This is a genomic window from Pseudomonas azadiae, from assembly GCF_019145355.1.
In the GTDB taxonomy this organism is placed as follows: Bacteria; Pseudomonadota; Gammaproteobacteria; order Pseudomonadales; family Pseudomonadaceae; genus Aquipseudomonas; species Aquipseudomonas azadiae.
In genome coordinates this window covers 165,538-191,574 of sequence record NZ_JAHSTY010000001.1, presented here as the reverse complement: position 1 = coordinate 191,574, position 26,037 = coordinate 165,538, and the positions used below count along the sequence as shown (strand labels likewise).

Sequence of the window (26,037 nt, the reverse complement as noted above, 5' to 3'; positions counted from 1 at the left end):
TAACGATGACGTTCAACAAAACCGCACTGCTCAGCACCGTGCCATCAGACTCCCATAGCTGGAATCTGGTGTTCATGGAATTCTTGCTCAATGACCTGGGCTACAAGGTAGAAAACCTGGGGCCCAACACGCCGATGGACGACGTGATTGCGCGGCTTGAGCGCAATGGCTGCGCAATCGTTGTGATCAGCACGGTCAATGGTCACGGCTACCTTGAGGGCGCCGAACTCGCCCGGCGCATTCGCAGCGAGACCCATCACGTCGACGGACTCTACATCGGTGGAAAAATCTGCACTGAAAACGACGCCCAGACCATCGCCCGGCACAGCGATACGCTTCGGGCCGCGGGGTTTGACGAGGTGTTCGACGACAGCGTGGCGAACAGTTTTGATGCCTTCCAGGCGCTCGTCAGCGCACAGTTGTTTCCTGCCCATTACCTGGAAAAGCGGGTCGCACGATGAGCGTGTACTCGGGGGCAGATAACACAGGGACCGGAAAAGGCCTGCCGACATGATCGACTTCAACACCCACGTGCTTGAGCAGTTTGACCTGCACGGCCCGGTGCTCCAGCCGCGCATGGGCTTCAGCGAACCCGGCCTGATGCAGTCCGGGCTTGACGCCACGGCGGCCAGTCGCGCGAACACCGTATGCACCATTACCCTCGATGCGTTCACCCGAGTGAATAACCTTGAGGCGGCGCAACGGGCGATCGACAGCGCGTCCATGCTTAACGGCTACCCGATCGTGAATCACCCAGCGGCGAAAACCCGCGCGATGCTCGACCAGATTCATGCCCGCTACCACCTGCCGGTGCAGATTCGCCATGGCTCGCCCGATCCGCTGCACATCTTCGAGCGCATGGTCGAAATCGGCTCGGCCACCACTGAGGGCGGGCCCATTTCCTATTGCCTGCCGTACAGCCGTACGCCGCTGCGTGAGGCTTTCGGCCACTGGGAAAAAGCCTGTCAGGTGCTTTGCGCAGGAGTGGAGCACAGCCACATCGAGAGCTTCGCCGGTTGCATGATGGGGCAGATGTGCGACCCGGTCATTCTAGTGGCGCTCAACATTCTCGAGGGCTTGTTTTTGCGCGCTCACGGAATCAAGACGTTGTCGTTCTCCTACGCCCAAGGCACCTCGCCCGTGCAGGACCGTGCCGCCGTGACGGCCTTGCAACAACTCGCCAGCGAATACTTCGCGCCAGGCAGCTACCACTTCGTCGGCTACGTGTTCATGGGGTTTTTTCCACGGACCCTGGGCGGGTTTTGCCGGATCACCGGCGATGCACTCGGCATGATTCGATCCACCGGCGTGCAGCGCGTGATCATAAAAACGCCGGTGGAGTCACGGCGTATTCCTCGGATCGAAGAAAACATCGCCGCATTGGAATACGCCAGCTATTGCCTGCACACGAAGGGTGTGTTGCCGGATGTCCCGTTCGACGCGCAAGAGCACGCGCGCATCCTGGACGCATCAAGGCGACTGATTGAAGGCACGCTGGCGCGTGACGCCGACTTGTCCGAAGCGATACTCAGCGCATTCGACAGTGGGTTTTTATCGATTCCCTATTGCCTCCACCCGGATAACAAACGCGGTGCGGGTACGGTGTTGACGGCGAACAATTACTACCAGGGGTTTGAGGGGGAGCGGGTGGAGAATGCCTTCTCTTTTCTGGCGGCGTTGCGGCAGAACATTCGGACGTATGATGGGGTGATGTGAATGGTGGATCTGCCGATTGCTACGTCTCGGGTAACCGGTGTAGTGACCAAAAGGCGGGTCGTCACAGGCTCATATCCTCTACGGCAGGCACGCTTTGTAGCAAAAACTCAGGTGGTGTTCAGCGTGCGTCTGCTACGGTTTGTGTGGCCACGGAATTTTTACCGTTTGTCGCGTTCCAAACTCGGCACAGGTCCATTGCCAATGTCCTTTGCACCTTAGAATGCAAAAGTAGGAGCTCCCTTCATGTTCACTTCGCGTCGTCTGCTTGTTGTCGCTACCGCCGTAGCCTTGTTGTCCGGCTGCGCATCCCCTAACCCCTATGACGGCAGCGGTCAGGGGCAGGCGAGCAATGAATCCGGCGGTATGAGCAAGACCGCCAAGTACGGTGGCCTGGGGGCCCTGGCCGGTGCCTTGGCCGGTGCGGCCATCGACCACAACCACCGTGGCAAGGGCGCGCTGATCGGTGCGGTGGTGGCGGGTGCCGGCGCTGCGGGCTACGGCTACTACGCAGACCAGCAGGAAAAGAAACTGCGTGAGAGCATGGCCAATACCGGTGTGGAAGTTCAGCGCCAGGGCGACCAGATCAAGCTGATCATGCCGGGCAACATCACTTTCGCGACCAACTCGGATGCGATCGCCAGCAGCTTCTACCAGCCGCTCAACAACCTGGCCAACTCCCTCAAGCAGTTCAACCAGAACACTATCCAGATCGTCGGTTACACCGACAGCACGGGTAGCCGCCAGTTGAACATGGACCTGTCCCAACGTCGTGCACAGAGCGTGGCCAATTACCTGACCTCCCAAGGCGTGAGCCCGACCAACCTGAGCGCCCGCGGTGCCGGCCCGGATAATCCGATCGCCAGCAACGCCGACGTCAACGGTCGCGCGCAGAACCGTCGTGTGGAAGTCAACCTCGGCCCGATCCCGGGTCAACAGTACGGCCAGCCAGGTGCCCAGCAACAGGCGCCACAGCAGAACAACCAGTTCCAGGGCAACCCGTACTCGCAATATCAGTAAACGATCGCCAATAAAAAGGGCGCCGTGCAGTCACTGCACGGCGCCCTTTTTTGTGGCTGTCGATCACGTCAATCGATGTATTCGAAAACCTTGACGATTTTCTGCACGCCGGACACACCCTGCACCAGGTTGGCGGCGCGAGTCGCTTCCGCCTGGGTAAGCAAGCCCATCAGATAAACAATGCCGTTGTCGGTGACCACCTTGATGCGCGAACCCGGGATCGCGTTGTCGGTGAGCATCTGCGCCTTGATCTTGGTGGTCAGCAGGGCGTCGTTGCTGATGGCCAGCAGGGTGATCGGGTCCATCACCTGCAATTCGTTGTGGACTTTTTTCACGCGCTGTACCGCGGCGGCGGCCTGCTCGGCCTGGGCCTTGAGGTCGGCGCGGGGGGTCTGGCCGGCCAGCAGCACGACGCCGTTGAAGCTGGTCACGACAATGCGCGAGGCACCGTTGCCCAGGTCTGGAGCGGCCTTGGCGACGTTGACTTCGACCTTGGTTTCGATCAACGAGTCATCAATCTTGCTGCCGAAGGTGCGGGTGCCCTTGTCATCCTGAATAGGGGTGTCACGTGTGGCGGTGATGGCCGTGCTGCAGCCGCTGATAGCGAGGCACAGGGTGATGGCCAAAAGGCTGAGGCGGTTAACGGTCATTCTTCACTCCCAAACAGTTGGCTGTCGATCAGATCGCACAGGCAGTGGATCGTCAGCAGGTGGACTTCCTGGATACGTGCGGTGACATTGGCCGGGACGCGAATCTCGACATCTTCCGGCAAGAGCAGCGAGGCCATGCCGCCACCATCGCGTCCGGTCAATGCTACGACAATCATTTCGCGATCATGTGCGGCCTGGATAGCTTGAATAATATTCGCCGAGTTGCCGCTGGTGGAAATCGCCAGCAGCACGTCACCTGGTTGGCCCAGGGCGCGGATCTGCTTGGAGAAGATCTCGTTGTAGCTGTAGTCGTTGGCAATCGAGGTGATTGTCGACGAATCGGTGGTCAAGGCGATGGCCGGCAGGCTCGGGCGCTCCCGCTCGAAGCGGTTGAGCAGCTCGGATGAGAAATGCTGGGCATCGCCGGCCGAACCGCCATTGCCGCACGAAAGCATTTTGCCCTCGTTGAGCAAGGCGTTGACCATCACCTGACTGGCTTGCTCGATGTGCGGTGCAAGTACGTCCATCGCCTGTTGCTTGGTGTCGATGCTGGCCTGGAAAAGCTGGCGAATTCGGGATTGCATGTCCATCTGTGTGACCTTAATTAGCGCGGCTGTATGGCACAGGAATGTGCAGCCCGCAAAGCAAAGAGCAAAAGTGTGGGTGAAGATGTCCGGCGAATCAGCTGTCGAAGGCATCTTTGAGCCAGTTCAGTTCAGCGATGCCAGACGGTGTGCTTTCAATGGCAACCACATCGAAACGGCAGGGGGAATCAGCCCAGCGATGCTCTTTTTGCAGGAAAAACTGCGCGGCAAGTATCAGCTTCTGACGCTTTCGCCCATCGATACTGGCGAGCGCGCCACCCCATTGTGCGTGTTTTCTGTAGCGCACTTCGACGAATACTACTGTATCGCCGTCAAGCATGACCAGATCAAGCTCGCCGCGTTTACACAACCAGTTCTGCGCCAGAAGGCGCAGACCCTGCTGCTGCAAGTGCTTCAAAGCTTGAAGTTCGGCGTCCTTGCCGCTTTGTGCGCTGGACCGCTCGGGCATCAGCGCGGGGTGTCTGGAAGGCGTTGGATGTCGCCGCCGACAAACTTGGCCCATGGCATCTGGCGATCAACGCGCTGGTTGGCGCTGATGCCCAGGTTGCCCGAGAGACCGTCAATACGGGTGTCCGGCAGTGCCTTGAGTTGCCCCAGACGCGGCGCCAGGCGGTAGGCGTCGACACCCATCGCATACAGGCGGCCGAGGCTGCCATTGGCTTGCGGCCATTGGGCAGCGACCTGGTTGCGCAGCGGGTCGGTGGTATTGAGCAGCCAAGGGGTTTCGCAGAACATCACGTTGGTCATGTCCAAGTACTGGTTCTTGTCGCCGCTGGCGCTGAACACGTGGGACGTGGCGTACACCGGCACATCACCGGCGTATTGGAAGTTCAGGGTCGGCTTGATCTGCTGGGCCAGTTGCGGTGTCACGGCCAGGAAGATGAACTCGATGTCCTGGCGACGCGATGGCTGCGCTGCGACGTCGGTGCCGACCGTGCTTTGCAGGCTCTTGGCGCGGCCTTCACTTTTACGCAACTGGAACAGGTCGGCGATCTGCTGGGCAAGGGCGACCGGCTGATCAACGTACTCAACGCCCATCACCGTGCCGCCATTGGCTTCCCAATCCTGACGGAAGGCCTTGTAGACGCGCTCGCCCCATTCGCCACGCGGCACCATCGCTGCGGCGCGATGCAGGCCATCGGCACGGGCGCGGCGTGAGACTTCGCGGGCTTCGTCTTCAGCGGCCAGTCCGAACTGGAACAGCTGCGCCGGGCCTTGATCGCCCTCGCTGTAGTTCAGCGCCAGGGTAGTGATTGGCAATTGAGGGCGTGCGCTGAGCTGTTTGACCAATGGCTTTTCCAGCGGACCGACCACCAGTTGCACACCGGCGGCCTGGGCCTTGGCATAGAACTCGTCGATGGAAGTCAGGCGCGAGCTGTCGTAGAACTCGATCACCGGCGGCTTCTGTCCGGCTTGTTCAGCCTGGTAGTGCGCAGCCATGAAGCCTTCACGCAACGCTTTGCCGACGGAGGCCAGAGGGCCGTCCTGTGGCAGCAGCAGGGCGATCTTGGTCAGGGGCTGGCTGGCCAGCTCCTTGAGCTTGGTCAGCGGCGTGGGCAGTTGCACGGCAGCCGGGTGGCCAGGGTTTTGCGCACGCCAGGTGTCGATGGCCGCCTGTTGCTGCTCCAGCGTGCCGGCGCCCTTGACCGATTGGGCCAGGGTGATCCAGCCGTCCAGCACCGGGTTGCCGCTGGCTTGCAGTTGTTCGGCCGGCAGGGCGGCAATCAGGGCCCAGATGGCTTCGTGGTTGCTGTTGGCCGCATCGCCGCTGAGCAACGGGGCCATGGCGACGCGCTCGCGGGCGGCGGCCAGGGTCTGGCCGTCGGCTTCATAGGCGCGGGCATGCACGCTGCCGGTACGGATCTGCTGTTTAGGCGGCAGGTCCTTCAGGCTTTGCAGGCTCGGGTGGTTCAAGGCGGTCAACGCCGCCTTGGGCTGGTTGCGCGCCATCGCCAGTTCGGCAGCCAGGGTGCTGGCAAACACCTGCGCGGCTGGCTTGAGGACATCCAGGGGCACCTGCGCAAGAATCTGCGATGAGCGTCCCGGGTTGTTCTGCTTGTAGGCCAGGTCTGCCGCACTCAGGCGCAGCATCGCGGCCTTTTCTGGCGTGTTGGCGGTCGTGGCCTGTTCGAGCAGTTGCTCGATACTGGCGTCCGGGGTCCGTGGAAGGTCGCCAAGGCTGGACGAGGGCGAGCTGGCGCAAGCAGCCAACAAGGCAGCAAGGCAGAGGGCGGAGAGCAGCCGCAGGCAAGCGATCATGTAAGTGTTCCTGATACCGATCAAATTAGCGTGGAAGTGTACCCAAGCACTGGCCCAGGCGCGATGTTACTGGTGTGAAACCGTTGATTTAGGTCGTGCAAATGTTGCAATCGGCGTTAAACAGCTGAAAAGGCATCGGCAGCGATGGCATATTTTCAAGGCGCCTACGCGCTACAATGTGGTTTTTGCCAACCATCGAGGTGTGCGTTTTGACTGCTCCAGGTCCTATGAATTCCACTGCAGGCTCGCTTTTTGTCGTGGCGACGCCCATTGGCAACCTGGACGACATCAGTGCGCGGGCGCTTAAGGTGTTGCGCGACGTCAAATTGATTGCGGCTGAAGACACGCGGCACTCCCAACGGTTGATGCAGCACTTTGGCATCAGCACGCCACTGGCGGCCTGCCATGAGCACAACGAACGCGAAGAAGGCAGCCGCTTTATCGTGCGCCTGCTGGCTGGCGACGATGTGGCGCTGATCTCCGACGCCGGCACGCCGCTCATTTCCGACCCGGGCTACCACCTGGTGCGCCAAGCGCGGGCGGCCGGTATCAATGTAGTGCCTGTTCCGGGTGCGTGCGCGCTGATTGCTGCGTTATCGGCTGCCGGCCTGCCGTCCGACCGTTTTATCTTCGAAGGATTCCTGCCGGCCAAGGCCGTCGGGCGCCGTGCGCGTCTGCAGGCGTTGAAGGAAGAGCCGCGCACTTTGATCTTCTATGAAGCCCCGCATCGCATCCTTGAATGTCTGCAGGACATGGAACTGGTGTTTGGTGGCGAGCGCCTCGCACTGTTGGCCCGTGAGCTGACCAAGACCTTTGAAACCCTCAAGGGCCTGCCGCTGGAAGAACTGCGCGCCTTTGTCGAAGGCGACAGCAACCAGCAGCGCGGCGAGTGCGTGGTGCTGGTGGCGGGCTGGACGGCACCGCAAACCGAAGATGCCGTGGGCACTGAGGCCATGCGCGTGCTGGACCTGCTGCTCAAGGAAATGCCGCTCAAGCGCGCGGCGGCCCTGGCCGCGGAAATTACCGGGGTGCGCAAGAATGTGCTCTACCAGGCGGCGCTCGATAAACAGAAAGCCGATTAGTTCCGGGGGGGTCAGCCGGTATTGCGTCTGAACGTGATGGCAAACCTGAACTTTTATTACTTGTCCTAAGTCCGCCGTGCCGTTAACCTGCGCGGCGGAGAGTCGATTGGACAGTCGCTGCCCTCTATGAAAATTAGGGGGGGGAGGAAAGTCCGGGCTCCATAGGGCGAAGTGCCAGGTAATGCCTGGGAGGCGTGAGCCTACGGAAAGTGCCACAGAAAATAACCGCCTAAGCACTTCGGTGCCGGTAAGGGTGAAAAGGTGCGGTAAGAGCGCACCGCGCGACTGGCAACAGTTCGTGGCATAGGTAAACCCCACTTGGAGCAAGACCAAATAGGGTCCCAAGGCGTGGCCCGCGCTGGGACCGGGTAGGTTGCTAAAGATGTCCAGTGATGGCCATCGTAGACGAATGACTGTTCACGACAGAACCCGGCTTACAGATCGACTCTCCACCTTTTTCCTTTTGCCCGAGTCTCGGGCAAAAAACGGTAGCAACGCAAGAATCCCTCCCTGCCAAATCATTGGCAGATGCGTCTTCGTAATACCAAAAAAATCTTACTCTTAATAAATTACTTTAACTTTGAGCTGTAGTGCTTTGAGCTTTCTGCGCTTGCTGGGTCAAAAACACCGTCGAACTCTGGTTTCTCCTCCGTTTACGCTCCTAAATCTCCGATCTGTAAGGCTTTTCCTTGAATCCGCGCCTTGACGGTGTGGTGGGCGCATTCCTATAGTGTGCGCAAGTGGCGGAAAGTGGCACAAAGTGGGTTTTTTGAACGTAAAACGCTAAAATTTGGAGAAACGCATCTGTGTTTCGCGGAGCTAACGCTATCAGTCTCGATGCAAAAGGCCGTCTCGCCATGCCGAGCCGGTATCGTGACGAGCTCATTTCGCGAAGTTCCGGACAGTTGATCATCACCATCGATGCCGTTGACCCTTGTTTATGTGTTTACCCGCTCGATGAGTGGGAGTTGATCGAAACCAAACTGCGCGCCCTGCCTTCATTGCGTGAAGAAAACCGCCGCCTGCAGCGTTTGCTGATCGGTAATGCCGTCGACCTCGAACTCGATGGCAGCGGTCGTTTCCTGGTGCCCCCGCGCTTGCGTGAGTACGCCAGGCTGGATAAGCGCGCAATGCTGGTCGGCCAACTGAACAAGTTCCAATTGTGGGACGAAGATGCCTGGGATGCTGTTTCCGCAGCTGACCTGGCGGCTATTCAACAACCGGGCGCCATGCCTGATGAACTGCGTGATTTGATCCTGTGACTATTGATAGCGGCTTTAACCACATCACCGTACTGCTTGACGAAGCCGTTGAGGCTCTCGCCGTACGCGCCGATGGCTGCTATCTGGATGGCACGTTCGGCAGAGGCGGGCATAGCCGCTTGATCCTCAGCCGGCTCGGGCCCGACGGTAAACTCCTCGGGTTCGACAAGGACCCCCAGGCGATTGCCACCGGGCAAGCGCTAGCGGCCGAAGACGGCCGCTTTGTCGTTGTGCAACGCAGCTTTGCCGAGCTCGGCGCCGAAGTCGCCGAGCGTGGCATGGCGGGCAAGGTGGCCGGGGTTTTGCTCGATCTGGGCGTCTCCTCGCCGCAGCTTGACGACCCGGAGCGCGGCTTCAGTTTCATGAATGACGGCCCGCTCGACATGCGCATGGACCCGACCCGTGGTGTCAGCGCCGCACAGTTCATCGCCACCGCGCCGGTGGAAGAAATCGCCCGTGTGTTCAAGGAGTACGGCGAAGAACGCTTCGCCGGCCGCATGGCGCGCGCCGTGGTCGAACGTCGCGAAATCCAGCCATTCGAACGCACCGCCGACCTGGCCGAAGTGCTCAAGGTCGCCAACCCTGCGTGGGAAAAGGGCAAGAACCCGGCCACCCGTGCGTTCCAGGGCCTGCGTATTCACGTCAACAACGAATTGGGCGACCTGGAGGCCGGCCTCGAGGCGGCCCTTGAGGCGTTGGAAGTGGGCGGTCGCCTGGTGGTGATCAGCTTCCACTCCCTGGAAGACCGGATCGTCAAACTGTTCATGCGCCGCCTGGTCAAGGGCGAGTCCGACAACCTGCCGCGCAACCTGCCGGTACGTTTCGAAGCCTTTGTGCCGAAAATCAAAATCCATGGCAAAGCGCAGTTCGCTTCCGAAGCCGAACTCAAGGCCAACCCACGTTCCCGTAGCGCCGTCATGCGCGTTGCCGAGAAATTGCGGTGAGCAAGCTTTTTGCCAAACCCCTCCCGGGCGGCAGCTTCTTCATGATGCTGCTGTACGTTGGCGTGCTGGTGTCCGCGATTGCGGTGTCCTACAGCGCGCACTACAACCGGCAATTGCTCAATACCCTGTATGGGGAATTGAGTGTGCGTGACAAGGCGCAAGCCGAGTGGGGCCGGCTGATCCTGGAACAAAGCACCTGGACGGCCCATAGCCGTATCGAAGTGCTGGCCACCGAACAGTTGAAAATGCACATTCCGGGCGCGGCCGACGTTCGCATGGTGGCGCCATGATGAAGCTCGAAGGCGCACTCTACCCCTGGCGCTTCCGTCTGATGCTGGGCTTGCTGGCACTGATGGTGGGCGCCATCGTCTGGCGGATCGTCGACCTGCAAGTGGTCGACCGCGACTTCCTGATCGGCCAAGGCGACGCCCGCAGCCTGCGGCATATCCCGATTCCCGCACACCGTGGCCTGATCACCGACCGTAACGGCGAACCCCTGGCCGTCAGTACCCCGGTGACCACCCTGTGGGCCAATGCCAAGGAACTCCAGGTCGCCAAGGACAAGTGGCCGCAACTGGCGGCTGCCCTCGGCCAGGACCCCAAAGCCTTGGCCGAGCGCCTGGAAGCCCAGGCCAACAAGGAATTCATCTACCTGGTTCGTGGGCTCACGCCTGAACAAGGCCAGCAAGTACTCGACCTTAAAGTCCCCGGTGTCTACGGCATCGAGGAATTTCGTCGTTTCTACCCGGCGGGTGAAACCACCGCGCACATGGTCGGCTTTACCGACATCGATGACCACGGCCGCGAAGGCGTGGAACTGGCCTACGACGAATGGCTCGCCGGGGTTCCCGGCAAACGACAAGTCATCAAGGATCGGCGCGGCAGACTGATCAAGGATGTCCAAGTCACCAAAAACGCCAAGGCCGGTAAGCCCTTGGCGTTGTCGATTGACCTGCGCCTGCAATATCTGGCGAACCGCGAGCTGCGTAACGCGATTATCGAGAACGGCGCCAAGGCCGGCAGCCTGGTGATCATGGACGTGAAGAGCGGCGAGATCCTGGCCATGGTCAACCAGCCGACCTACAACCCGAACAACCGCCGCAACCTGCAACCGGCGATGATGCGCAACCGCGCGATGATCGACGTGTTCGAGCCGGGTTCGACCATGAAAGCCATCTCCATGAGCGCCGCCCTGGAAACCGGACGCTGGAAACCCAGCGACAAGGTCGAGGTGTATCCAGGTACCTTGCAGTTGGGCAGGTATACCATTCGCGACGTATCGCGCACCGAAGGTCCAGTGCTGGATTTGACAGGTATCTTGATCAACTCCAGTAACGTGGGCATGAGCAAGGTCGCCTTTGATATTGGCGGCGAGGCCATCTACCGCCTGGCGCAGAAAATCGGCCTGGGCCAACCCACCGGCCTTAACTTTCCGGGTGAGCGCGTAGGCAACCTGCCGAACTACCGCGACTGGAAAAAAGCCGAAACCGCCACGCTTTCCTACGGCTACGGCCTGTCGGTGACCGCGATCCAGCTGGCGCACGCTTTCTCTGTGTTGGCGAATAATGGCCGGATGGTTCCATTGAGCCTGATCCACGTCGACGAAGCGCCGCAAGCCACCCAGGTGATCCCGGAGAACGTCGCCAAGACCATGCAAGGCATGTTGCAACAAGTGATCGAAGCACCGCGCGGCGTGTTCCGTGCCCAGGTGCCGGCGTATCACGTGGCCGGCAAGTCGGGCACCGCGCGCAAGACATCGGTGGGCACCAAGGGCTACGCCGAAAACTCCTACCGTTCGTTGTTCGCCGGCTTCGGGCCGATGAGCGACCCACGCTACGCCGTTGTGGTCGTGATCGATGAACCGAGTAAAGCGGGCTACTTCGGTGGCCTGGTATCGGCGCCGGTGTTCAGCAAAGTGATGTCCGGCACCCTGCGCCTGATGAACATCACGCCGGACAACCTGCCGCCGACCCAACAAGCGAACGCCGGTCCACCGGTCGCTGCAGTAAAAGCCAATGGAGGGCGCGGCTGATGTCTCTTAGCCTGAACAAGATTTTCGCCCACGCCGGTCGCGATCTGTTGATCCGCGAGCTGAGCCTGGACAGCCGTAATGTGCGCGCCGGTGACCTGTTCCTGGCCGTGCCTGGCGGTAAATTCGATGGCCGCGCGCATATCGCGGATGCGTTGCAACGTGGTGCGGCAGCCGTGGCCTATGAAGTGGACGGCGCCACTGTGCTGCCGATCACCGACGTGCCGCTGATTCCGGTCAAAGGCTTGGCCAGGCAGCTTTCTGACATCGCCGGGCGTTTCTACGGCGAGCCCAGCCGGCACCTCAACCTGGTCGGCGTCACCGGCACCAACGGCAAGACCAGTGTGACCCAACTGGTTGCCCAGGCCCTTGACCTGCTGGGCCAGCACTGCGGCATCGTCGGCACTCTGGGCACGGGCTTCTATGGCGCGCTGCAAAGCGGCCTGCACACCACGCCGAACCCTATTGCCGTGCAAGCGACCCTGGCCGACCTGAAGAAAGCCGGCGCCAAGGCGGTTGCCATGGAAGTGTCGTCCCACGGTCTGGACCAGGGCCGCGTGACCGCGCTGGCGTTCGACGTGGCGGTGATGACCAACTTGTCCCGCGATCATCTGGACTACCACGGCACTATGGAGGCGTACGCCGCCGCCAAGGCCAAGCTGTTCGCCTGGAATGATCTGAAATGCCGAGTGGTCAACCTCGACGACGCGTTCGGTCGCCAACTGGCTGCCGAGCAAAGCGAGTCGCGCCTGATCACCTACAGCCTGGAAGACTCCAGCGCCTACCTGTATTGCCGCGAAGCCCAGTTCAATGACGAGGGCGTGCGCGCCACCTTGGTCACGCCTCAGGGCGAACACCATTTGCGCAGCACCTTGCTCGGTCGCTTCAACCTGAGCAACGTGCTCGCCGCCGTCGGTGCGTTGCTCGGCCTGGATTACGCGCTGGATGAAATCCTCAAGGTCCTGCCCAAGCTCGAAGGCCCGGCCGGTCGCATGCAGCGCCTGGGTGGCGGCACACAGCCGCTGGTCGTGGTCGATTACGCACATACCCCGGATGCGCTGGAAAAAGTCCTGGTGGCGCTGCGTCCACACGCCAAGGGCAAGTTGCTGTGCCTGTTCGGTTGCGGCGGTGACCGCGATCGCGGCAAGCGCCCCTTGATGGCCGAGATCGTCGAGCGCCTGGCAGACGGCGTGCTCGTCACCGACGACAACCCGCGCAGCGAAGAGCCGTGCCAGATTTTCGACGACATCCGTGCAGGCTTCAACGACGTGTCCAAGGCCACTTTCGTCGCCGGTCGCGGTGCAGCCATCGCCCGGTTGATCGCCAGCGCCAGCGCTGACGACGTGGTGGTGCTGGCCGGTAAAGGCCACGAGGACTATCAGGAAATCAACGGCGAGCGCCATGCGTTCTCCGATCTGGTCGAGGCTGAACGTGCCTTGGCCGCCTGGGAGGTCGCCCATGCTTAAAGCGATGACATTCAGCGAGCTGACCCAGGCCCTTTCGGCCCGTGTATTGTCGAGCGATTGCAGCTTCGACGGCGTCAGCATCGACAGCCGCGCCATCCAGCCGGGTCAACTCTTCGTGGCGTTGGCCGGGCCGCGTTTCGATGGGCATGACTACCTCAATGACGTCGCCGCCAAAGGTGCCGCAGGTGCCCTGGTGCAGCGCGAAGTGGCGGACTCCACGCTGCCGCAATTGCTGGTGGCCGACACCCGTGTGGCCCTCGGTCAACTGGGTGCGCTGAACCGTGCCGCCTTTGACAAGCCGGTTGCAGCCATCACCGGCTCCAGCGGCAAGACCACGGTCAAGGAACTGCTGGCGGGGGTGCTGCGCACGCGCGGGCCGGTACTCGCCACCCGTGGCAACCTGAACAATGATTTCGGCGCGCCGCTGACCTTGCTCGAGCTGGCCCCGGAACACACGGCGGCCGTGATTGAGTTGGGCGCGTCGCGCATCGGCGAAATTGCCTATACCGTGGCGCTGACCAAGCCCCACGTTGCGATCATCAACAATGCCGGTACCGCCCACGTCGGCGAGTTCGGTGGCCCGGAGAAAATCGTCCAGGCCAAGGGCGAAATCCTCGAAGGCCTCGATGCTTCGGGCACGGCTGTATTGAACCTGGATGACAAGGCCTTCGAGACCTGGCTTGTCCGCGCCGCCGGTCGCAAGGTCCTGACGTTCGCCGTGCTCAACGCGGCGGCCGATTTCCACGCCTCCAATATCAGTGTCGATGCGCGTGGCTGCCCGTCCTTTACCTTGCACACCCCGCAAGGCAGTGAGCACGTGCAATTGAACCTGCTGGGCAACCATAACGTCGCCAATGCCTTGGCCGCCGCCGCTGCGGCCTACGCCCTGGGCGTGTCCCTGTTCGGCATCGCCACCGGCCTGGGCGCGGTGCAGCCGGTCAAGGGCCGTACCGTGGCGCAACTGGCAACCAACGGCATGCGCGTGATCGATGACACTTACAACGCCAACCCGTCCTCCGTTAACGCGGCGGTTGACCTGCTGCACGGCTTCGCCGGGCGCAAGGTGCTGGTGCTGGGTGACATCGGCGAGCTGGGCGACTGGGCTGAACAAGGCCACCGTGAAGTTGGCGCCCACGCCGTCGGTAAAGCTGACGCGCTCTACGCCGTCGGCCCGAACATGGCCCACGCCGTCAATGCCTTCGGCCCCGGTGCGCGGCATTTCGCGACCCAGGCTGAACTGATCCAGGCGCTGACGGCGGCTGAACACGACATACATACAACCATTTTGATCAAGGGATCGCGCAGCGCGGTGATGGAAAACGTCGTCGTGGCCTTGTGTGGCTCAAGTACGGAGAAACATTAATGCTGCTGCTGCTGGCTGAGTATCTGCAACAGTTCCACAAAGGCTTCGCGGTCTTTCAGTACCTGACCCTGCGCGGGATCCTGGGTGTGCTGACCGCGCTGTGTTTGTCGCTGTTCCTGGGGCCGTGGATGATTCGTACCCTGCAGAACCTGCAAATTGGTCAATCGGTTCGCAATGACGGCCCGCAGTCGCACCTGTCCAAATCCGGCACGCCGACCATGGGCGGCGCGCTGATCCTGTCGTCCATCGGTATCAGCACCTTGCTGTGGGCTGACTTGCACAACCGCTATGTCTGGACCGTGTTGCTGGTCACCCTGTTGTTCGGCGCCATCGGTTGGGTCGACGACTACCGCAAAGTGATCGAGAAGAACTCCAAGGGGCTGCCAAGCCGCTGGAAATATTTCTGGCAGTCGGTGTTCGGCCTCGGCGCGGCGATTTTCCTGTTCATGACGGCACCCAGCGCAGTCGAAACCACCTTGATCATCCCGATGCTCAAGGACGCCAGCATTCCACTGGGCATCGGCTTCGTGGTGCTGACCTATTTTGTGATCGTCGGCTCCAGTAACGCGGTGAACCTGACCGACGGCCTCGACGGCCTGGCGATCATGCCGACGGTGATGGTGGGCGGCGCGCTGGGCATCTTCTGCTACCTGTCGGGCAACGTGAAATTCGCTGAATACCTGCTGATTCCGTACGTACCGGGCGCGGGCGAGCTGATCGTGTTCTGCGGCGCGCTGATCGGTGCCGGCCTGGGGTTCCTGTGGTTCAACACCTATCCGGCCCAAGTCTTCATGGGCGACGTCGGCGCGCTGGCGCTGGGCGCGGCGCTGGGCACCATCGCGGTGATCGTTCGCCAGGAAATCGTGCTGTTCATCATGGGCGGCGTGTTCGTGATGGAAACCCTGTCGGTGGTGATCCAGGTGGCCTCCTTCAAATTGACCGGGCGCCGTGTGTTCCGTATGGCGCCGATTCACCACCACTTTGAACTCAAGGGCTGGCCCGAGCCGCGTGTGATTGTCCGTTTCTGGATCATCACCGTGATTCTGGTACTGGTCGGCCTTGCCACCCTGAAACTGAGGTAGAAACGAGTGTCCCTGATCGCTTCAGACCACTTCCGCATCGTTGTCGGCCTCGGCAAGAGCGGCATGTCCCTGGTTCGCTTCCTGGCGAACCGGGGCACGTCGTTTGCCGTGGCCGATACGCGGGAAAATCCACCGGAGCTGGTCACGCTGCGCCGTGACTACCCGCACGTGGAAGTGCGTTGTGGCGAGCTGGATGTCGAGTTTCTGTGCCGCGCCGATGAGCTCTACGTGAGCCCGGGCCTGGCCCTGGCGACACCGGCCCTGCAAGCCGCAGCGGCGCGTGGCGTGAAGCTGTCCGGCGATATCGACCTGTTTGCACGTAACGCCAAGGCGCCAATCGTGGCGATCAGCGGTTCCAACGCAAAAAGCACCGTGACCACCCTGGTCGGCGAAATGGCGATGGCTGCCGGCAAGCGTGTGGCGGTGGGCGGCAATCTCGGGATGCCCGCACTGGACCTGCTCAGCGACGACGTAGAGCTGTACGTGATGGAGTTGTCGAGCTTCCAGCTGGAAACCACTCACGACCTCGGTGCCGAAGTGGCAACCGTATTGAATGTCAGTGAAGACCACATGGACCGCTACAGCGGCCTGCCGGCCTATCACTTGGCCAAGCACCGGATCTTCCGCGGTGCCAGGCAATTTGTGGTCAACCGCCAGGATGCCCTGAGCCGTCCACTGATCGGCGAGGGCATGCCGTGCTGGACCTTCGGCCTGAGCAAGCCCGACTTCAAAGCGTTCGGCATTCGCGAAGAGAATGGCGAGAAATACCTGGCCTTCGAATTCCAGAACCTGATGCCGGTGCGCGAGCTGAAAATCCGTGGCGCGCATAACCAGTCGAACGCCCTGGCGGCGTTGGCGCTCGGCCATGCGGTTGGCTTGCCGTTCGACGCAATGCTGTCGGCGCTGCGAACCTTCGGCGGTCTGGAACATCGCTGCCAATGGGTCCGTGACCTGAACGGGGTCAGCTATTACAACGATTCCAAGGCCACCAACGTCGGTGCGGCCCTGGCTGCGATCGAAGGCCTGGGCGCCGATATCGACGGCAAGCTGGTGCTGATCGCAGGTGGCGATGGCAAGGGCGCCGACTTCAAGGACCTTAAAGGCCCGGTGGCTGCGCATTGCCGCGCCGTGGTGTTGATGGGCCGCGACGCCGACCTGATCGCCGCCGCCCTGGGTGACGCCGTGCCGCAAGTACGCGCCAATTCCCTGGATGACGCCATCGCCCAGTGCAAAGCCCTGGCCCAGCCGGGCGATGCGGTGCTGCTGTCGCCGGCGTGCGCCAGTTTCGACATGTTCAAGCACTACGAAGAGCGCGGCCAGCTGTTCGCCCGCGCTGTGGAGGCCTTGGCATGAGTATCGACTTCAGAAACATCATCAAGCCGTACCCGTCGCCGATCATTACCGGGCGCGGTATCGACTTGGATTTCCCGATGCTCGCCGGTTGCCTGGCGTTGCTGGGCCTGGGCCTGGTGATGATCACGTCCGCGTCCTCCGAAGTGGCCGCCGTGCAATCGGGCAACACCCTGTACATGATGATCCGCCACCTGGTGTACCTGGTGATCGGCCTGGGCGCGTGCATCGTCACCATGATGATCCCCATCGCCACCTGGCAGCGCCTGGGTTGGATGATGCTGATCGTCGCGTTCGGCTTGCTGGTCATGGTGATCCTGCCCGGCATCGGCCGCGAGGTGAACGGTTCGATGCGCTGGATCGGCTTTGGTGCGTTCAACGTGCAGCCGTCGGAAATCGCCAAGGTGTTCGTGGTGATCTACCTCGCCGGCTACCTGGTACGGCGTCAGAAAGAAGTGCGCGAAAGCTGGATGGGCTTCTTCAAGCCGTTCATCGTGCTGCTGCCCATGGCTGGCCTGTTGCTGATGGAGCCCGACTTTGGTGCCACGGTGGTGATGATGGGCGCGGCGGCGGCGATGCTGTTCCTCGGTGGCGTGGGCTTGTTCCGTTTCACCTTGATGGTGGTGCTGGCCGTGGTTGCCGTCTACCTTCTGGTCCTCGCGCAGCCCTATCGGATGGCGCGTCTGATCACCTTTACCGACCCCTGGTCCGATCAATTCGGTTCCGGTTACCAGTTGACCCAGGCGTTGATCGCTTTCGGTCGCGGCGAATGGCTCGGCGTCGGCTTGGGCAACAGCGTGCAGAAGCAGTTCTACTTGCCCGAAGCCCACACCGACTTCGTGTTCTCTGTACTCGCCGAAGAGCTCGGCGTGGTCGGTTCGCTGCTCACCGTCGCGCTGTTCGTGTTCGTGTGCGTACGCGGCATGTACATCGGCCTGTGGGCCGAGCGGGCCAAACAGTATTTCGCCGCATATGTGGCGTACGGCTTGTCGTTCCTGTGGATCGGCCAGTTCCTGATCAACATCGGCGTGAACGTCGGCCTGCTGCCGACCAAGGGCCTGACCTTGCCATTCCTCAGTTATGGCGGCAGTTCGTTGGTGATTTGCTGTGCTTGCCTGGGCTTGTTGCTGCGCATCGAGTGGGAGAGTCGAACCCACTTGGGCAGCGAAGACATGGAGTTCAGCGAAAGCGACTTCGCCGAGGAGCCGACCCATGGGCGCTAACGTGCTGATCATGGCCGGCGGCACCGGGGGCCACGTGTTCCCGGCCCTGGCGTGTGCGCGGGAGTTCCAGGCCCGTGGCTACAGCGTGCACTGGCTGGGCACGCCGCGCGGGATCGAAAACGAGCTGGTGCCCAATGCCGGCCTGCCGTTGCATTTGATCAACGTCGCCGGCCTGCGTGGCAAGGGCAAATTGTCCCTGCTCAAGGCGCCGTTCGTGTTGTTCAAGGCAGTGTGGCAGGCACGTCGAATCATTCGTGAATTGAAGCCGGTGTGTGTACTCGGCTTTGGTGGTTACGTGACAGGTCCCGGTGGTGTCGCCGCCAAGCTCGCCGGTGTACCGGTGATCGTGCACGAACAGAACGCCGTTGCCGGGACCGCCAACCGCCTGTTGGTGCCCCTGGCTGCACGGGTGTGCGAGGCCTTTCCGAAGACATTTGGCGCCTCGGACAAACTGCGCACCACCGGCAACCCGGTGCGCACTGAACTGTTTATGGATATCGCTCGCCAGGCATTGGTCGGGCGCAAGGCGCACCTGCTGGTCATGGGCGGGAGCCTGGGCGCGGAGCCGCTGAACACATTGCTGCCGCAGGCACTGGCGCAGCTCCCTGTGGAGTTGCGTCCGGAAGTCTTCCATCAGGCCGGCAAACATCACGGTGAAGTCACCGCCTCGCGCTATCGCGAGGCCGGTGTGGAGGCGAACGTACAGCCCTTCATCAAAGACATGGCCCACGCCTATGGCTGGGCCGACCTGGTGGTCTGTCGCGCTGGCGCGCTGACCATCAGTGAACTGGCTGCTGCCGGTCTGCCGTCCTTGCTGGTGCCCTTGCCCCATGCCATCGACGACCACCAGACCCGCAACGCCGAATATTTGGCCGGGGAGGGCGCTGCCTTCCTGCTGCCGCAAAGAACGACTGGCGCCGCCGATTTGGCCGCACGCCTGACCGAGGTTTTGATGCAACCGGAACGACTCAATAGCATGGCGAGCACCGCAAGCCGCCTGGCCAAACCTGATGCAACCCGCACCGTGGTCGATATCTGCCTGGAGGTGGCCCATGGTTGAGAATCAGAAAGCCATGCCGCAGCCGGAAATGCGCCGCATCCGTCGTATCCACTTCGTCGGTATCGGCGGCGTGGGCATGTGCGGCATTGCCGAAGTATTGCTGAACCTGGGCTACCAGGTGTCCGGCTCTGATTTGAAAGAATCGCCGGTCACCGATCGCCTGAAGTCCTTTGGCGCCCAGATCTTTATCGGCCACCGCGCCGAGAACGCCGCCGAGGCCGACGTGCTGGTGGTGTCCAGTGCCGTGAACACCTCCAACCCGGAAGTGGCCACCGCTCTGGAACGCCGCATTCCGGTGGTGCCCCGCGCCGAGATGCTCGCCGAGCTGATGCGCTATCGCCACGGCATCGCCGTCGCCGGTACGCACGGCAAAACCACCACCACCAGCCTGATCGCCTCGGTGTTCGCGGCCGGTGGACTGGACCCGACGTTCGTCATCGGGGGGCGCCTGAATGCAGCCGGCACCAATGCCCAGCTCGGCACCAGCCGCTACCTGATCGCCGAAGCCGATGAAAGTGACGCCAGCTTCCTGCACCTGCAACCGCTGGTCGCCGTGGTCACCAACATCGACGCCGACCACATGGCCACTTACGACGGCGACTTCAACAAACTGAAGAAAACCTTCGTCGAGTTCCTGCATAACCTGCCGTTCTATGGCCTGGCCGTGGTGTGCCTGGACGATCCGGTGGTGCGCGAAATCCTGCCGCTGGTCAAGCGTCCGACTGTCACCTACGGCTTCAGCGAAGACGCCGACGTGCGCGCAATCAATGTGCGCCAGGAAGGCATGCAAACCTATTTCACCGTACTGCGCCCGGACCGTGAGCCGCTGGATGTATCGGTAAACATGCCGGGCAACCACAACGTGCTGAACTCGCTGGCGACCATCTGCATCGCCACCGATGAAGGCGTCAGCGATGAAGCCATCGTCGAAGGCCTGTCGCGGTTTGCCGGGGTCGGCCGACGCTTCCAGGTCTACGGTCAACTGCCGGTCGAGGGCGGTGATGTGATGCTGGTGGACGACTATGGTCACCACCCCACCGAAGTCGCGGCCGTGATCAAGGCCGTACGCGGTGGCTGGCCGGATCGCCGTCTGGTGATGGTCTACCAGCCGCACCGTTACAGCCGTACGCGCGATCTGTACGACGATTTCGTCAATGTATTGGCCGATGCCAACGTGCTGCTGCTGATGGAAGTGTACCCGGCCGGTGAAGAGCCGATTCCGGGCGCCGACAGCCGCAAGCTGTGCAACAGCATCCGTCAGCGTGGCCAGTTGGACCCGATCTACATCGAGCGAGGCGTGGACCTGGCGCCCATCGTCAAGCCGCTGCTGCGTGCCGGTGACATTCTGCTGTGCCAGGGCGCCGGTGATATCGGTGGCCTTGCGCCTAAATTGTTGGCGAGCCCACTCTTTGCTGCGACCAAGGGGAAGTCGAAATGATCACTGACTACGCCTCCCTGTTTTCGACCATGGCACCGGCTGATTTTGGCCGCGTAGCGGTGTTGTTCGGCGGTAAAAGTGCTGAGCGTGAAGTGTCGCTCAAGTCTGGCAACGCCGTGCTCCAAGCGCTGCAAAGCGCGGGCGTGGACGCATTCGGCATCGACGTGGGCGATGACTTCCTCGCCCGCCTGCAGGCCGAGAAGATCGATCGCGCCTTCATTATCCTGCATGGCCGTGGCGGTGAAGACGGCAGCATGCAGGGCCTGTTGGAGTGTGCCGGCATCCCTTACACCGGCAGTGGAATTCTTGCGTCGGCGCTGGCGATGGATAAGCTGCGCACCAAGCAAATCTGGCACAGCCTGGGCATTCCGACCCCCCGTCACAGCGTGCTGTGCAGCGAGGACGATTGTATTTCTGCAGCCAAGGAACTGGGCCTGCCTTTGATCGTCAAACCAGCCCATGAAGGCTCCAGTATCGGCATGGCCAAAGTGAACTCGGCCGCCGAATTGATCGACGCATGGAAAGCGGCAAGTACCTACGATTCGCAAGTGTTGGTGGAACAGTGGATCCAGGGTCCCGAGTACACCATCGCCACCCTGCGTGGCCAGGTATTGCCGCCTATCGCATTGGGCACGCCCCACACCTTTTACGACTACGACGCCAAGTACGTGGCTTCCGATACCCAGTACCGGATCCCCTGCGGCCTCGATGCAAGCAAAGAACAGGAATTGATGGACCTCACGGCGAAAGCTTGTGAGGCGTTGGGTATCGCCGGTTGGGGGCGGGCAGACGTGATGCAGGACGACCAAGGGAATTTCTGGTTCCTGGAAGTCAACACTGCGCCCGGCATGACCGACCACAGCCTGGTGCCCATGGCCGCTCGCGCAGCCGGTCTGGATTTCCAGCAGTTGGTGCTGGCGATCCTGGCGGCAAGCGTTACCGGTGAAGGTGCCGGTGAAGTAAGGAACCGAGGCTAAGACATGAAAGGCGCATCGCTTCGTCATCAGCCCCCACAAGCACCGAGCCGCAAGCCGGTGCCACGGGGTGCCAGCCGAATGGTGGCTAAAGAGCCGATGTCGGCGCGCCTGCCCAAAGCCAACTTTGGTTTTATCAAGGCGCTGTTCTGGCCGGTGCTGCTGGTGGTGTTGGGCTTTGGCACTTACGAGGGCGCGCAGCGTCTACTGCCGTACGCCGATCGCCCGATCACCAAGATCAGCGTGCAGGGCGACTTGAGCTACATCAGCCAGCAAGCGGTGCAGCAGCGTATCGGGCCGTTCCTGGCGGCGAGCTTCTTTACCATCGATTTGGCCGGCATGCGCGCCGAGCTGGAACAAATGCCGTGGATCGCCCACGCCGAAGTGCGTCGCGTGTGGCCGGACCAGGTGACGATCCGCCTGGAAGAGCAACTGCCCGTGGCCCGTTGGGGCGACGAAGCGCTGTTGAACAACCAGGGCCAGGCGTTCACCCCGCGTGAGCTGGCTAATTATGAGCACCTGCCGCAGCTGTTCGGGCCGCAGCGGGCGCAGCAGCAAGTGATGCAGCAGTACCAGGCCTTGAGCCAGATGCTGCGGCCGCTGGGCTTCTCCATTGCACGCCTGGAACTGCGTGAACGGGGCAGCTGGTTTTTGACGACCGGGGCAGGCAGTTCCGGCCCGGGCATCCAGTTGTTGCTGGGACGCGACCGCCTGGTGGAAAAGATGCGCCGTTTCATCGCCATCTATGACAAGACCTTGAAAGAACAGATTACGAACATTGCGAGCGTCGACCTGCGTTACGCCAACGGCCTTGCCGTCGGCTGGCGTGAACCGGCTGCGCCCACGGCAGCGCAACCCGCTGTCGCGAAGAATTAAGAAGAGGCAGGACCCATGGCAAACGTGCAAAGCGGCAAAATGATCGTCGGTCTCGATATCGGCACCTCCAAGGTGGTGGCGCTGGTGGGCGAGGTCGGGGAAGACGGCACGATCGAAATCGTCGGTATTGGCACGCATCCGTCCCGGGGCCTGAAGAAGGGCGTGGTGGTCAACATCGAGTCCACCGTGCAATCGATCCAGCGCGCCATCGAAGAAGCGCAGCTGATGGCCGGTTGCCGGATCCACTCGGCGTTTGTCGGCGTGGCCGGCAACCATATCCGCAGCCTGAACTCCCACGGCATCGTGGCGATTCGCGACCGCGAAGTCAGCTCGGCCGACCTTGAGCGCGTCCTCGACGCCGCCCAGGCCGTGGCGATCCCGGCTGACCAGCGCGTGCTGCACACGCTGCCCCAGGACTACGTGATCGACAACCAGGAAGGCGTTCGCGAGCCGCTGGGCATGTCGGGCGTTCGTCTTGAAGCCAAGGTTCACGTGGTGACCTGCGCCGTCAACGCCGCCCAGAACATCGAAAAATGCGTGCGCCGCTGCGGCCTGGAAATCGACGACATCATTCTCGAGCAGTTGGCTTCGGCCTACTCGGTACTGACCGACGACGAAAAAGAACTGGGCGTGTGCCTGGTGGACATCGGCGGCGGCACCACCGACATCGCGATCTTCACCGAGGGTGCGATCCGTCACACCGCGGTGATCCCGATTGCCGGCGACCAAGTGACCAACGACATCGCCATGGCGCTGCGTACACCGACCCAGTACGCCGAAGAAATCAAGATCCGCTACGCCTGCGCCCTGGCCAAGCTGGCCGGTGCCGGCGAGACCATCAAAGTGCCGAGCGTGGGCGACCGTCCACCGCGTGAACTGTCGCGCCAGGCCCTGGCCGAAGTGGTCGAGCCGCGCTACGACGAACTGTTCACCCTGATCCAGGCTGAACTGCGCCGCAGCGGCTACGAAGATTTGATCCCGGCCGGCATTGTGCTGACCGGTGGTACCTCGAAGATGGAAGGCGCGGTCGAGTTGGCCGAGGAAATCTTCCACATGCCGGTGCGCCTGGGCGTGCCCCATGGCGTCAAGGGCCTGGGCGACGTGGTACGCAACCCGATTTATTCCACCGGCGTGGGCTTGCTGTTGTACGGACTGCAAAAGCAGACCGACGGCATTTCTCTGTCGGGCCCGAGCAACCGTGACAGCTACCGCAGCGACGACGAGCCCAAAGCGCCGTTGTTCGAGCGCTTGCAGGCGTGGGTCAAGGGCAACTTCTAACGATTTACCGCGGCACCGCAACACGCAACAAAGCAGTAGGCGAAAAAACTAGAGATAACGAAAGGAGAGGGAACATGTTTGAACTCGTAGACAACATCCCCGCTAGCCCGGTCATCAAAGTGATCGGTGTCGGCGGTGGCGGCGGCAACGCTGTCAACCATATGGTCAAGAGCAACATTGAAGGCGTTGAATTCATCTGCGCCAACACTGATGCCCAGGCGCTCAAAAGCATCGGCGCGCGGACCATCCTGCAACTGGGCACAGCCGTGACCAAGGGCCTCGGCGCTGGCGCCAATCCGGAAGTCGGCCGTCAAGCCGCCCTGGAAGACCGCGAGCGGATTGCCGAAGTGCTGCAAGGCACCAACATGGTGTTCATCACCACGGGCATGGGCGGCGGTACCGGTACCGGTGCAGCGCCGATCATTGCCGAAGTGGCCAAGGAAATGGGGATCCTGACGGTTGCCGTCGTGACCCGTCCGTTCCCGTTCGAAGGCCGCAAACGTATGCAGATCGCCGACGAAGGTATCCGTCTGCTGTCTGAAAGTGTCGACTCGTTGATCACCATTCCCAACGAGAAGCTGCTGACCATCCTGGGCAAGGACGCAAGCTTGCTGTCCGCGTTCGCCAAGGCTGACGATGTACTGGCCGGTGCCGTTCGCGGTATCTCCGACATCATCAAGCGTCCAGGCATGATCAACGTCGACTTTGCCGACGTCCGTACCGTCATGAGCGAAATGGGCATGGCGATGATGGGCACTGGCTGCGCCAGCGGTCCGAACCGTGCGCGTGAAGCCACCGAAGCGGCCATCCGCAACCCATTGCTCGAAGACGTGAACCTGCAAGGCGCGCGCGGCATCCTGGTGAACATCACCGCAGGTCCCGACCTGTCCCTGGGTGAGTACTCCGACGTGGGTAGCATCATCGAAGCCTTCGCTTCCGAACACGCGATGGTCAAGGTCGGTACCGTGATCGATCCGGACATGCGTGACGAACTGCACGTGACCGTGGTTGCGACCGGCCTGGGTGCGAAAATCGAGAAGCCTGTAAAGGTCATCGACAACACCCTGCATAACAGCCAGGCCAGCCACGCCAGCCAAGCGGCTGCCGCTCCAGCGCCTTCGCGCCAGGAACTGCCGTCGGTGAACTACCGTGACCTGGACCGTCCGACCGTGATGCGCAATCAGGCGCAAGCCGGTGCTGCGGCATCTCGTAGCCCGAATCCGCAAGATGATCTGGACTACCTGGATATCCCGGCATTCCTGCGTCGTCAGGCCGATTGATGGAATGTATCAGGGCTATGAAGGTGATTGGTGTTCAGCAAAGGTCTGGTCTGCTATTATCGCCAGCCTTTGTTGATACCAGTTCGCAATTTGCGCTCAAGCGGTCCAAGCCATGATTAAACAACGCACCCTGAAGAATATTATCCGTGCCACAGGTGTAGGTCTGCACTCCGGGGAGAAGGTATACCTGACCCTCAAGCCCGCACCTGTCGACACCGGCATCGTGTTTGTTCGTGCCGACCTGGACCCTGTGGTGCAGATTCCTGCTCGCGCGGAAAACGTTGGCGAAACCACTATGTCGACCACATTGGTCAACGGTGACGTCAAAGTGGACACGGTGGAGCACTTGCTCTCGGCCATGGCCGGTTTGGGCATCGATAACGCCTACGTCGAGCTCTCCGCGTCCGAAGTCCCAATCATGGATGGCAGCGCTGGACCTTTCGTATTCCTGATTCAATCTGCCGGCCTGGAAGAACAGGACGCAGCCAAGAAGTTCATTCGCATTCTGCGGGAAGTGACAGTAGAAGACGGCGACAAGCGCGCCACCTTCGTCCCGTTCGAAGGCTTTAAAGTGAGCTTTGAGATCGATTTCGATCACCCGGTATTCCGCGACCGCACCCAAAGTGCAAGCGTGGATTTTTCCAGCACTTCGTTTGTAAAAGAAGTCAGCCGCGCCCGTACCTTTGGTTTCATGAGTGACATCGAGTACCTGCGCAAGCACAACCTCGCACTCGGCGGCAGCGTTGAAAACGCCATTGTGGTCGACGCGGATGGTGTACTGAACGAAGACGGCCTTCGCTACGAAGACGAATTCGTCAAGCACAAGATCCTCGATGCAATCGGTGACCTCTACCTGCTGGGCAATAGCCTGATAGGCGAGTTCAAAGGCTTCAAGTCGGGCCACGCCCTTAACAACCAGCTGCTGCGCAAGTTGATTGAGCAGACAGACGCTTGGGAAGTCGTGACCTTCGAAGATGCCAGCACCGCACCGATCTCTTACATGCGTCCCGTTGCGGCGGTGTAAGTAACAACTCTCTTTCTTTAGTTTTAAAAGGCTGCCTTCGGGTGGCCTTTTTTTATTTG

At 61.4% G+C, this 26,037-nt stretch carries 24 protein-coding genes and 1 other RNA gene; 21 read left to right on the top strand and 4 right to left on the bottom strand.

Annotation, left to right across the window (positions count from 1 at the left end):
- Positions 1-5 precede the first annotated feature (5 nt).
- From KVG91_RS00840 to KVG91_RS00830, 3 genes are all read left to right on the top strand, one after another.
- A complete protein-coding gene (locus tag KVG91_RS00840; RefSeq protein WP_169378334.1) occupies positions 6-461 on the top strand; it encodes a cobalamin B12-binding domain-containing protein in 456 nt (151 codons plus the stop codon).
- A gap of 49 nt (positions 462-510) precedes the next feature.
- Positions 511-1,716 (top strand): methylaspartate mutase, encoded by a 1,206-nt coding sequence (locus KVG91_RS00835; protein WP_169378333.1) that lies wholly within the window; start codon positions 511-513, stop codon positions 1,714-1,716.
- A gap of 243 nt (positions 1,717-1,959) precedes the next feature.
- The gene (locus KVG91_RS00830) at positions 1,960-2,733 is read left to right on the top strand and encodes an OmpA family protein (protein WP_169378332.1); all 774 of its coding nucleotides are present in this window, start codon (positions 1,960-1,962) and stop codon (positions 2,731-2,733) included.
- 68 nt (positions 2,734-2,801) lie between these two features.
- Here the strand turns inward: KVG91_RS00830 and KVG91_RS00825 are convergent, their stop codons facing one another.
- From KVG91_RS00825 to KVG91_RS00810, 4 genes are all read right to left on the bottom strand, one after another.
- Positions 2,802-3,383, bottom strand: coding sequence for a BON domain-containing protein (locus KVG91_RS00825; protein ID WP_012722284.1), 582 nt, complete (start codon positions 3,381-3,383; stop codon positions 2,802-2,804).
- The gene (locus KVG91_RS00820; RefSeq protein ID WP_003171862.1) at positions 3,380-3,973 is read right to left on the bottom strand and encodes a phosphoheptose isomerase; all 594 of its coding nucleotides are present in this window, start codon (positions 3,971-3,973) and stop codon (positions 3,380-3,382) included. Before KVG91_RS00820 ends, KVG91_RS00825 begins: the two co-directional genes overlap by 4 nt.
- A gap of 91 nt (positions 3,974-4,064) precedes the next feature.
- Positions 4,065-4,436, bottom strand: coding sequence for a YraN family protein (locus tag KVG91_RS00815; protein WP_169378331.1), 372 nt, complete (start codon positions 4,434-4,436; stop codon positions 4,065-4,067).
- Entirely contained in the window at positions 4,436-6,247 is a 1,812-nt protein-coding gene (locus tag KVG91_RS00810) for a penicillin-binding protein activator (protein ID WP_169378330.1), read from the bottom strand. Before KVG91_RS00810 ends, KVG91_RS00815 begins: the two co-directional genes overlap by 1 nt.
- Before the next feature lie 227 nt (positions 6,248-6,474).
- Between KVG91_RS00810 and rsmI the strand changes: the two genes are divergently transcribed.
- From rsmI to lpxC, 18 genes are all read left to right on the top strand, one after another.
- Positions 6,475-7,329, top strand: a complete 855-nt coding sequence (gene rsmI, locus KVG91_RS00805; protein WP_169378329.1) for a 16S rRNA (cytidine(1402)-2'-O)-methyltransferase — start codon at positions 6,475-6,477, stop codon at positions 7,327-7,329.
- A 98-nt stretch (positions 7,330-7,427) separates the two neighbouring features.
- Positions 7,428-7,782: RNase P RNA component class A (gene rnpB / locus KVG91_RS00800), an RNA gene on the top strand.
- A 353-nt stretch (positions 7,783-8,135) separates the two neighbouring features.
- Positions 8,136-8,591 carry a division/cell wall cluster transcriptional repressor MraZ gene (gene mraZ, locus KVG91_RS00795; RefSeq protein ID WP_004371993.1) on the top strand — a complete coding sequence of 152 codons (456 nt, stop codon included), beginning with the start codon at positions 8,136-8,138 and terminating at the stop codon, positions 8,589-8,591.
- A complete protein-coding gene (rsmH, locus tag KVG91_RS00790; protein ID WP_169378328.1) occupies positions 8,588-9,535 on the top strand; it encodes a 16S rRNA (cytosine(1402)-N(4))-methyltransferase RsmH in 948 nt (315 codons plus the stop codon). Before mraZ ends, rsmH begins: the two co-directional genes overlap by 4 nt.
- Positions 9,532-9,825, top strand: a complete 294-nt coding sequence (gene ftsL, locus KVG91_RS00785) for a cell division protein FtsL (protein ID WP_076951227.1) — start codon at positions 9,532-9,534, stop codon at positions 9,823-9,825. The genes rsmH and ftsL overlap by 4 nt, the downstream gene beginning before the upstream one ends.
- A complete protein-coding gene (locus KVG91_RS00780) occupies positions 9,825-11,567 on the top strand; it encodes a peptidoglycan D,D-transpeptidase FtsI family protein (RefSeq protein WP_169378342.1) in 1,743 nt (580 codons plus the stop codon). The genes ftsL and KVG91_RS00780 overlap by 1 nt, the downstream gene beginning before the upstream one ends.
- Complete coding sequence (locus tag KVG91_RS00775; RefSeq protein ID WP_169378327.1) at positions 11,567-13,030, top strand: UDP-N-acetylmuramoyl-L-alanyl-D-glutamate--2,6-diaminopimelate ligase; 1,464 nt, start codon at positions 11,567-11,569, stop codon at positions 13,028-13,030. The genes KVG91_RS00780 and KVG91_RS00775 overlap by 1 nt, the downstream gene beginning before the upstream one ends.
- Entirely contained in the window at positions 13,023-14,393 is a 1,371-nt protein-coding gene (locus KVG91_RS00770; protein WP_169378326.1) for a UDP-N-acetylmuramoyl-tripeptide--D-alanyl-D-alanine ligase, read from the top strand. Before KVG91_RS00775 ends, KVG91_RS00770 begins: the two co-directional genes overlap by 8 nt.
- On the top strand, positions 14,393-15,475 hold the full coding sequence (mraY, locus tag KVG91_RS00765; RefSeq protein ID WP_169378325.1) for a phospho-N-acetylmuramoyl-pentapeptide-transferase: 1,083 nt from the start codon (positions 14,393-14,395) through the stop codon (positions 15,473-15,475). The genes KVG91_RS00770 and mraY overlap by 1 nt, the downstream gene beginning before the upstream one ends.
- Before the next feature lie 6 nt (positions 15,476-15,481).
- Positions 15,482-16,828, top strand: a complete 1,347-nt coding sequence (gene murD / locus KVG91_RS00760; protein WP_169378324.1) for a UDP-N-acetylmuramoyl-L-alanine--D-glutamate ligase — start codon at positions 15,482-15,484, stop codon at positions 16,826-16,828.
- On the top strand, positions 16,825-18,048 hold the full coding sequence (gene ftsW / locus KVG91_RS00755) for a putative lipid II flippase FtsW (RefSeq protein WP_169378323.1): 1,224 nt from the start codon (positions 16,825-16,827) through the stop codon (positions 18,046-18,048). The genes murD and ftsW overlap by 4 nt, the downstream gene beginning before the upstream one ends.
- Positions 18,038-19,108 carry an undecaprenyldiphospho-muramoylpentapeptide beta-N-acetylglucosaminyltransferase gene (gene murG / locus KVG91_RS00750; RefSeq protein ID WP_169378322.1) on the top strand — a complete coding sequence of 357 codons (1,071 nt, stop codon included), beginning with the start codon at positions 18,038-18,040 and terminating at the stop codon, positions 19,106-19,108. Before ftsW ends, murG begins: the two co-directional genes overlap by 11 nt.
- On the top strand, positions 19,101-20,546 hold the full coding sequence (gene murC / locus KVG91_RS00745) for a UDP-N-acetylmuramate--L-alanine ligase (protein WP_169378321.1): 1,446 nt from the start codon (positions 19,101-19,103) through the stop codon (positions 20,544-20,546). The genes murG and murC overlap by 8 nt, the downstream gene beginning before the upstream one ends.
- Complete coding sequence (locus KVG91_RS00740) at positions 20,543-21,523, top strand: D-alanine--D-alanine ligase (RefSeq protein ID WP_169378320.1); 981 nt, start codon at positions 20,543-20,545, stop codon at positions 21,521-21,523. The genes murC and KVG91_RS00740 overlap by 4 nt, the downstream gene beginning before the upstream one ends.
- 3 nt (positions 21,524-21,526) lie before the next feature.
- Positions 21,527-22,396, top strand: coding sequence for a cell division protein FtsQ/DivIB (locus tag KVG91_RS00735; protein ID WP_169378319.1), 870 nt, complete (start codon positions 21,527-21,529; stop codon positions 22,394-22,396).
- Positions 22,397-22,411: 15 nt separating this feature from the next.
- Positions 22,412-23,674 carry a cell division protein FtsA gene (gene ftsA, locus KVG91_RS00730; RefSeq protein WP_122712521.1) on the top strand — a complete coding sequence of 421 codons (1,263 nt, stop codon included), beginning with the start codon at positions 22,412-22,414 and terminating at the stop codon, positions 23,672-23,674.
- A 74-nt stretch (positions 23,675-23,748) separates the two neighbouring features.
- The gene (gene ftsZ, locus KVG91_RS00725; RefSeq protein WP_017526184.1) at positions 23,749-24,954 is read left to right on the top strand and encodes a cell division protein FtsZ; all 1,206 of its coding nucleotides are present in this window, start codon (positions 23,749-23,751) and stop codon (positions 24,952-24,954) included.
- Between the two features lie 112 nt (positions 24,955-25,066).
- Positions 25,067-25,978 (top strand): UDP-3-O-acyl-N-acetylglucosamine deacetylase, encoded by a 912-nt coding sequence (gene lpxC, locus KVG91_RS00720; RefSeq protein ID WP_003171886.1) that lies wholly within the window; start codon positions 25,067-25,069, stop codon positions 25,976-25,978.
- Positions 25,979-26,037: the final 59 nt, after the last annotated feature.

What these genes read in the sequence shown, in the direction of transcription:
- ftsW (WP_169378323.1), top strand. Translation starts at nt 16,825, where the DNA reads ATGAGTATCGACTTCAGAAACATCATCAAGCCGTACCCGTCGCCGATC.
- KVG91_RS00780 (WP_169378342.1), top strand. Translation starts at nt 9,825, where the DNA reads ATGAAGCTCGAAGGCGCACTCTACCCCTGGCGCTTCCGTCTGATGCTG.
- KVG91_RS00815 (WP_169378331.1), bottom strand. Translation starts at nt 4,436, where the DNA reads ATGCCCGAGCGGTCCAGCGCACAAAGCGGCAAGGACGCCGAACTTCAA.
- ftsZ (WP_017526184.1), top strand. Translation starts at nt 23,749, where the DNA reads ATGTTTGAACTCGTAGACAACATCCCCGCTAGCCCGGTCATCAAAGTG.
- KVG91_RS00835 (WP_169378333.1), top strand. Translation starts at nt 511, where the DNA reads ATGATCGACTTCAACACCCACGTGCTTGAGCAGTTTGACCTGCACGGC.
- murG (WP_169378322.1), top strand. Translation starts at nt 18,038, where the DNA reads ATGGGCGCTAACGTGCTGATCATGGCCGGCGGCACCGGGGGCCACGTG.
- KVG91_RS00830 (WP_169378332.1), top strand. Translation starts at nt 1,960, where the DNA reads ATGTTCACTTCGCGTCGTCTGCTTGTTGTCGCTACCGCCGTAGCCTTG.
- murC (WP_169378321.1), top strand. Translation starts at nt 19,101, where the DNA reads ATGGTTGAGAATCAGAAAGCCATGCCGCAGCCGGAAATGCGCCGCATC.
- KVG91_RS00775 (WP_169378327.1), top strand. Translation starts at nt 11,567, where the DNA reads ATGTCTCTTAGCCTGAACAAGATTTTCGCCCACGCCGGTCGCGATCTG.
- KVG91_RS00840 (WP_169378334.1), top strand. Translation starts at nt 6, where the DNA reads ATGACGTTCAACAAAACCGCACTGCTCAGCACCGTGCCATCAGACTCC.
- lpxC (WP_003171886.1), top strand. Translation starts at nt 25,067, where the DNA reads ATGATTAAACAACGCACCCTGAAGAATATTATCCGTGCCACAGGTGTA.
- rsmI (WP_169378329.1), top strand. Translation starts at nt 6,475, where the DNA reads ATGAATTCCACTGCAGGCTCGCTTTTTGTCGTGGCGACGCCCATTGGC.
- ftsA (WP_122712521.1), top strand. Translation starts at nt 22,412, where the DNA reads ATGGCAAACGTGCAAAGCGGCAAAATGATCGTCGGTCTCGATATCGGC.
- KVG91_RS00820 (WP_003171862.1), bottom strand. Translation starts at nt 3,973, where the DNA reads ATGGACATGCAATCCCGAATTCGCCAGCTTTTCCAGGCCAGCATCGAC.
- KVG91_RS00810 (WP_169378330.1), bottom strand. Translation starts at nt 6,247, where the DNA reads ATGATCGCTTGCCTGCGGCTGCTCTCCGCCCTCTGCCTTGCTGCCTTG.
- KVG91_RS00735 (WP_169378319.1), top strand. Translation starts at nt 21,527, where the DNA reads ATGAAAGGCGCATCGCTTCGTCATCAGCCCCCACAAGCACCGAGCCGC.
- mraY (WP_169378325.1), top strand. Translation starts at nt 14,393, where the DNA reads ATGCTGCTGCTGCTGGCTGAGTATCTGCAACAGTTCCACAAAGGCTTC.
- KVG91_RS00825 (WP_012722284.1), bottom strand. Translation starts at nt 3,383, where the DNA reads ATGACCGTTAACCGCCTCAGCCTTTTGGCCATCACCCTGTGCCTCGCT.
- KVG91_RS00770 (WP_169378326.1), top strand. Translation starts at nt 13,023, where the DNA reads ATGCTTAAAGCGATGACATTCAGCGAGCTGACCCAGGCCCTTTCGGCC.
- KVG91_RS00740 (WP_169378320.1), top strand. Translation starts at nt 20,543, where the DNA reads ATGATCACTGACTACGCCTCCCTGTTTTCGACCATGGCACCGGCTGAT.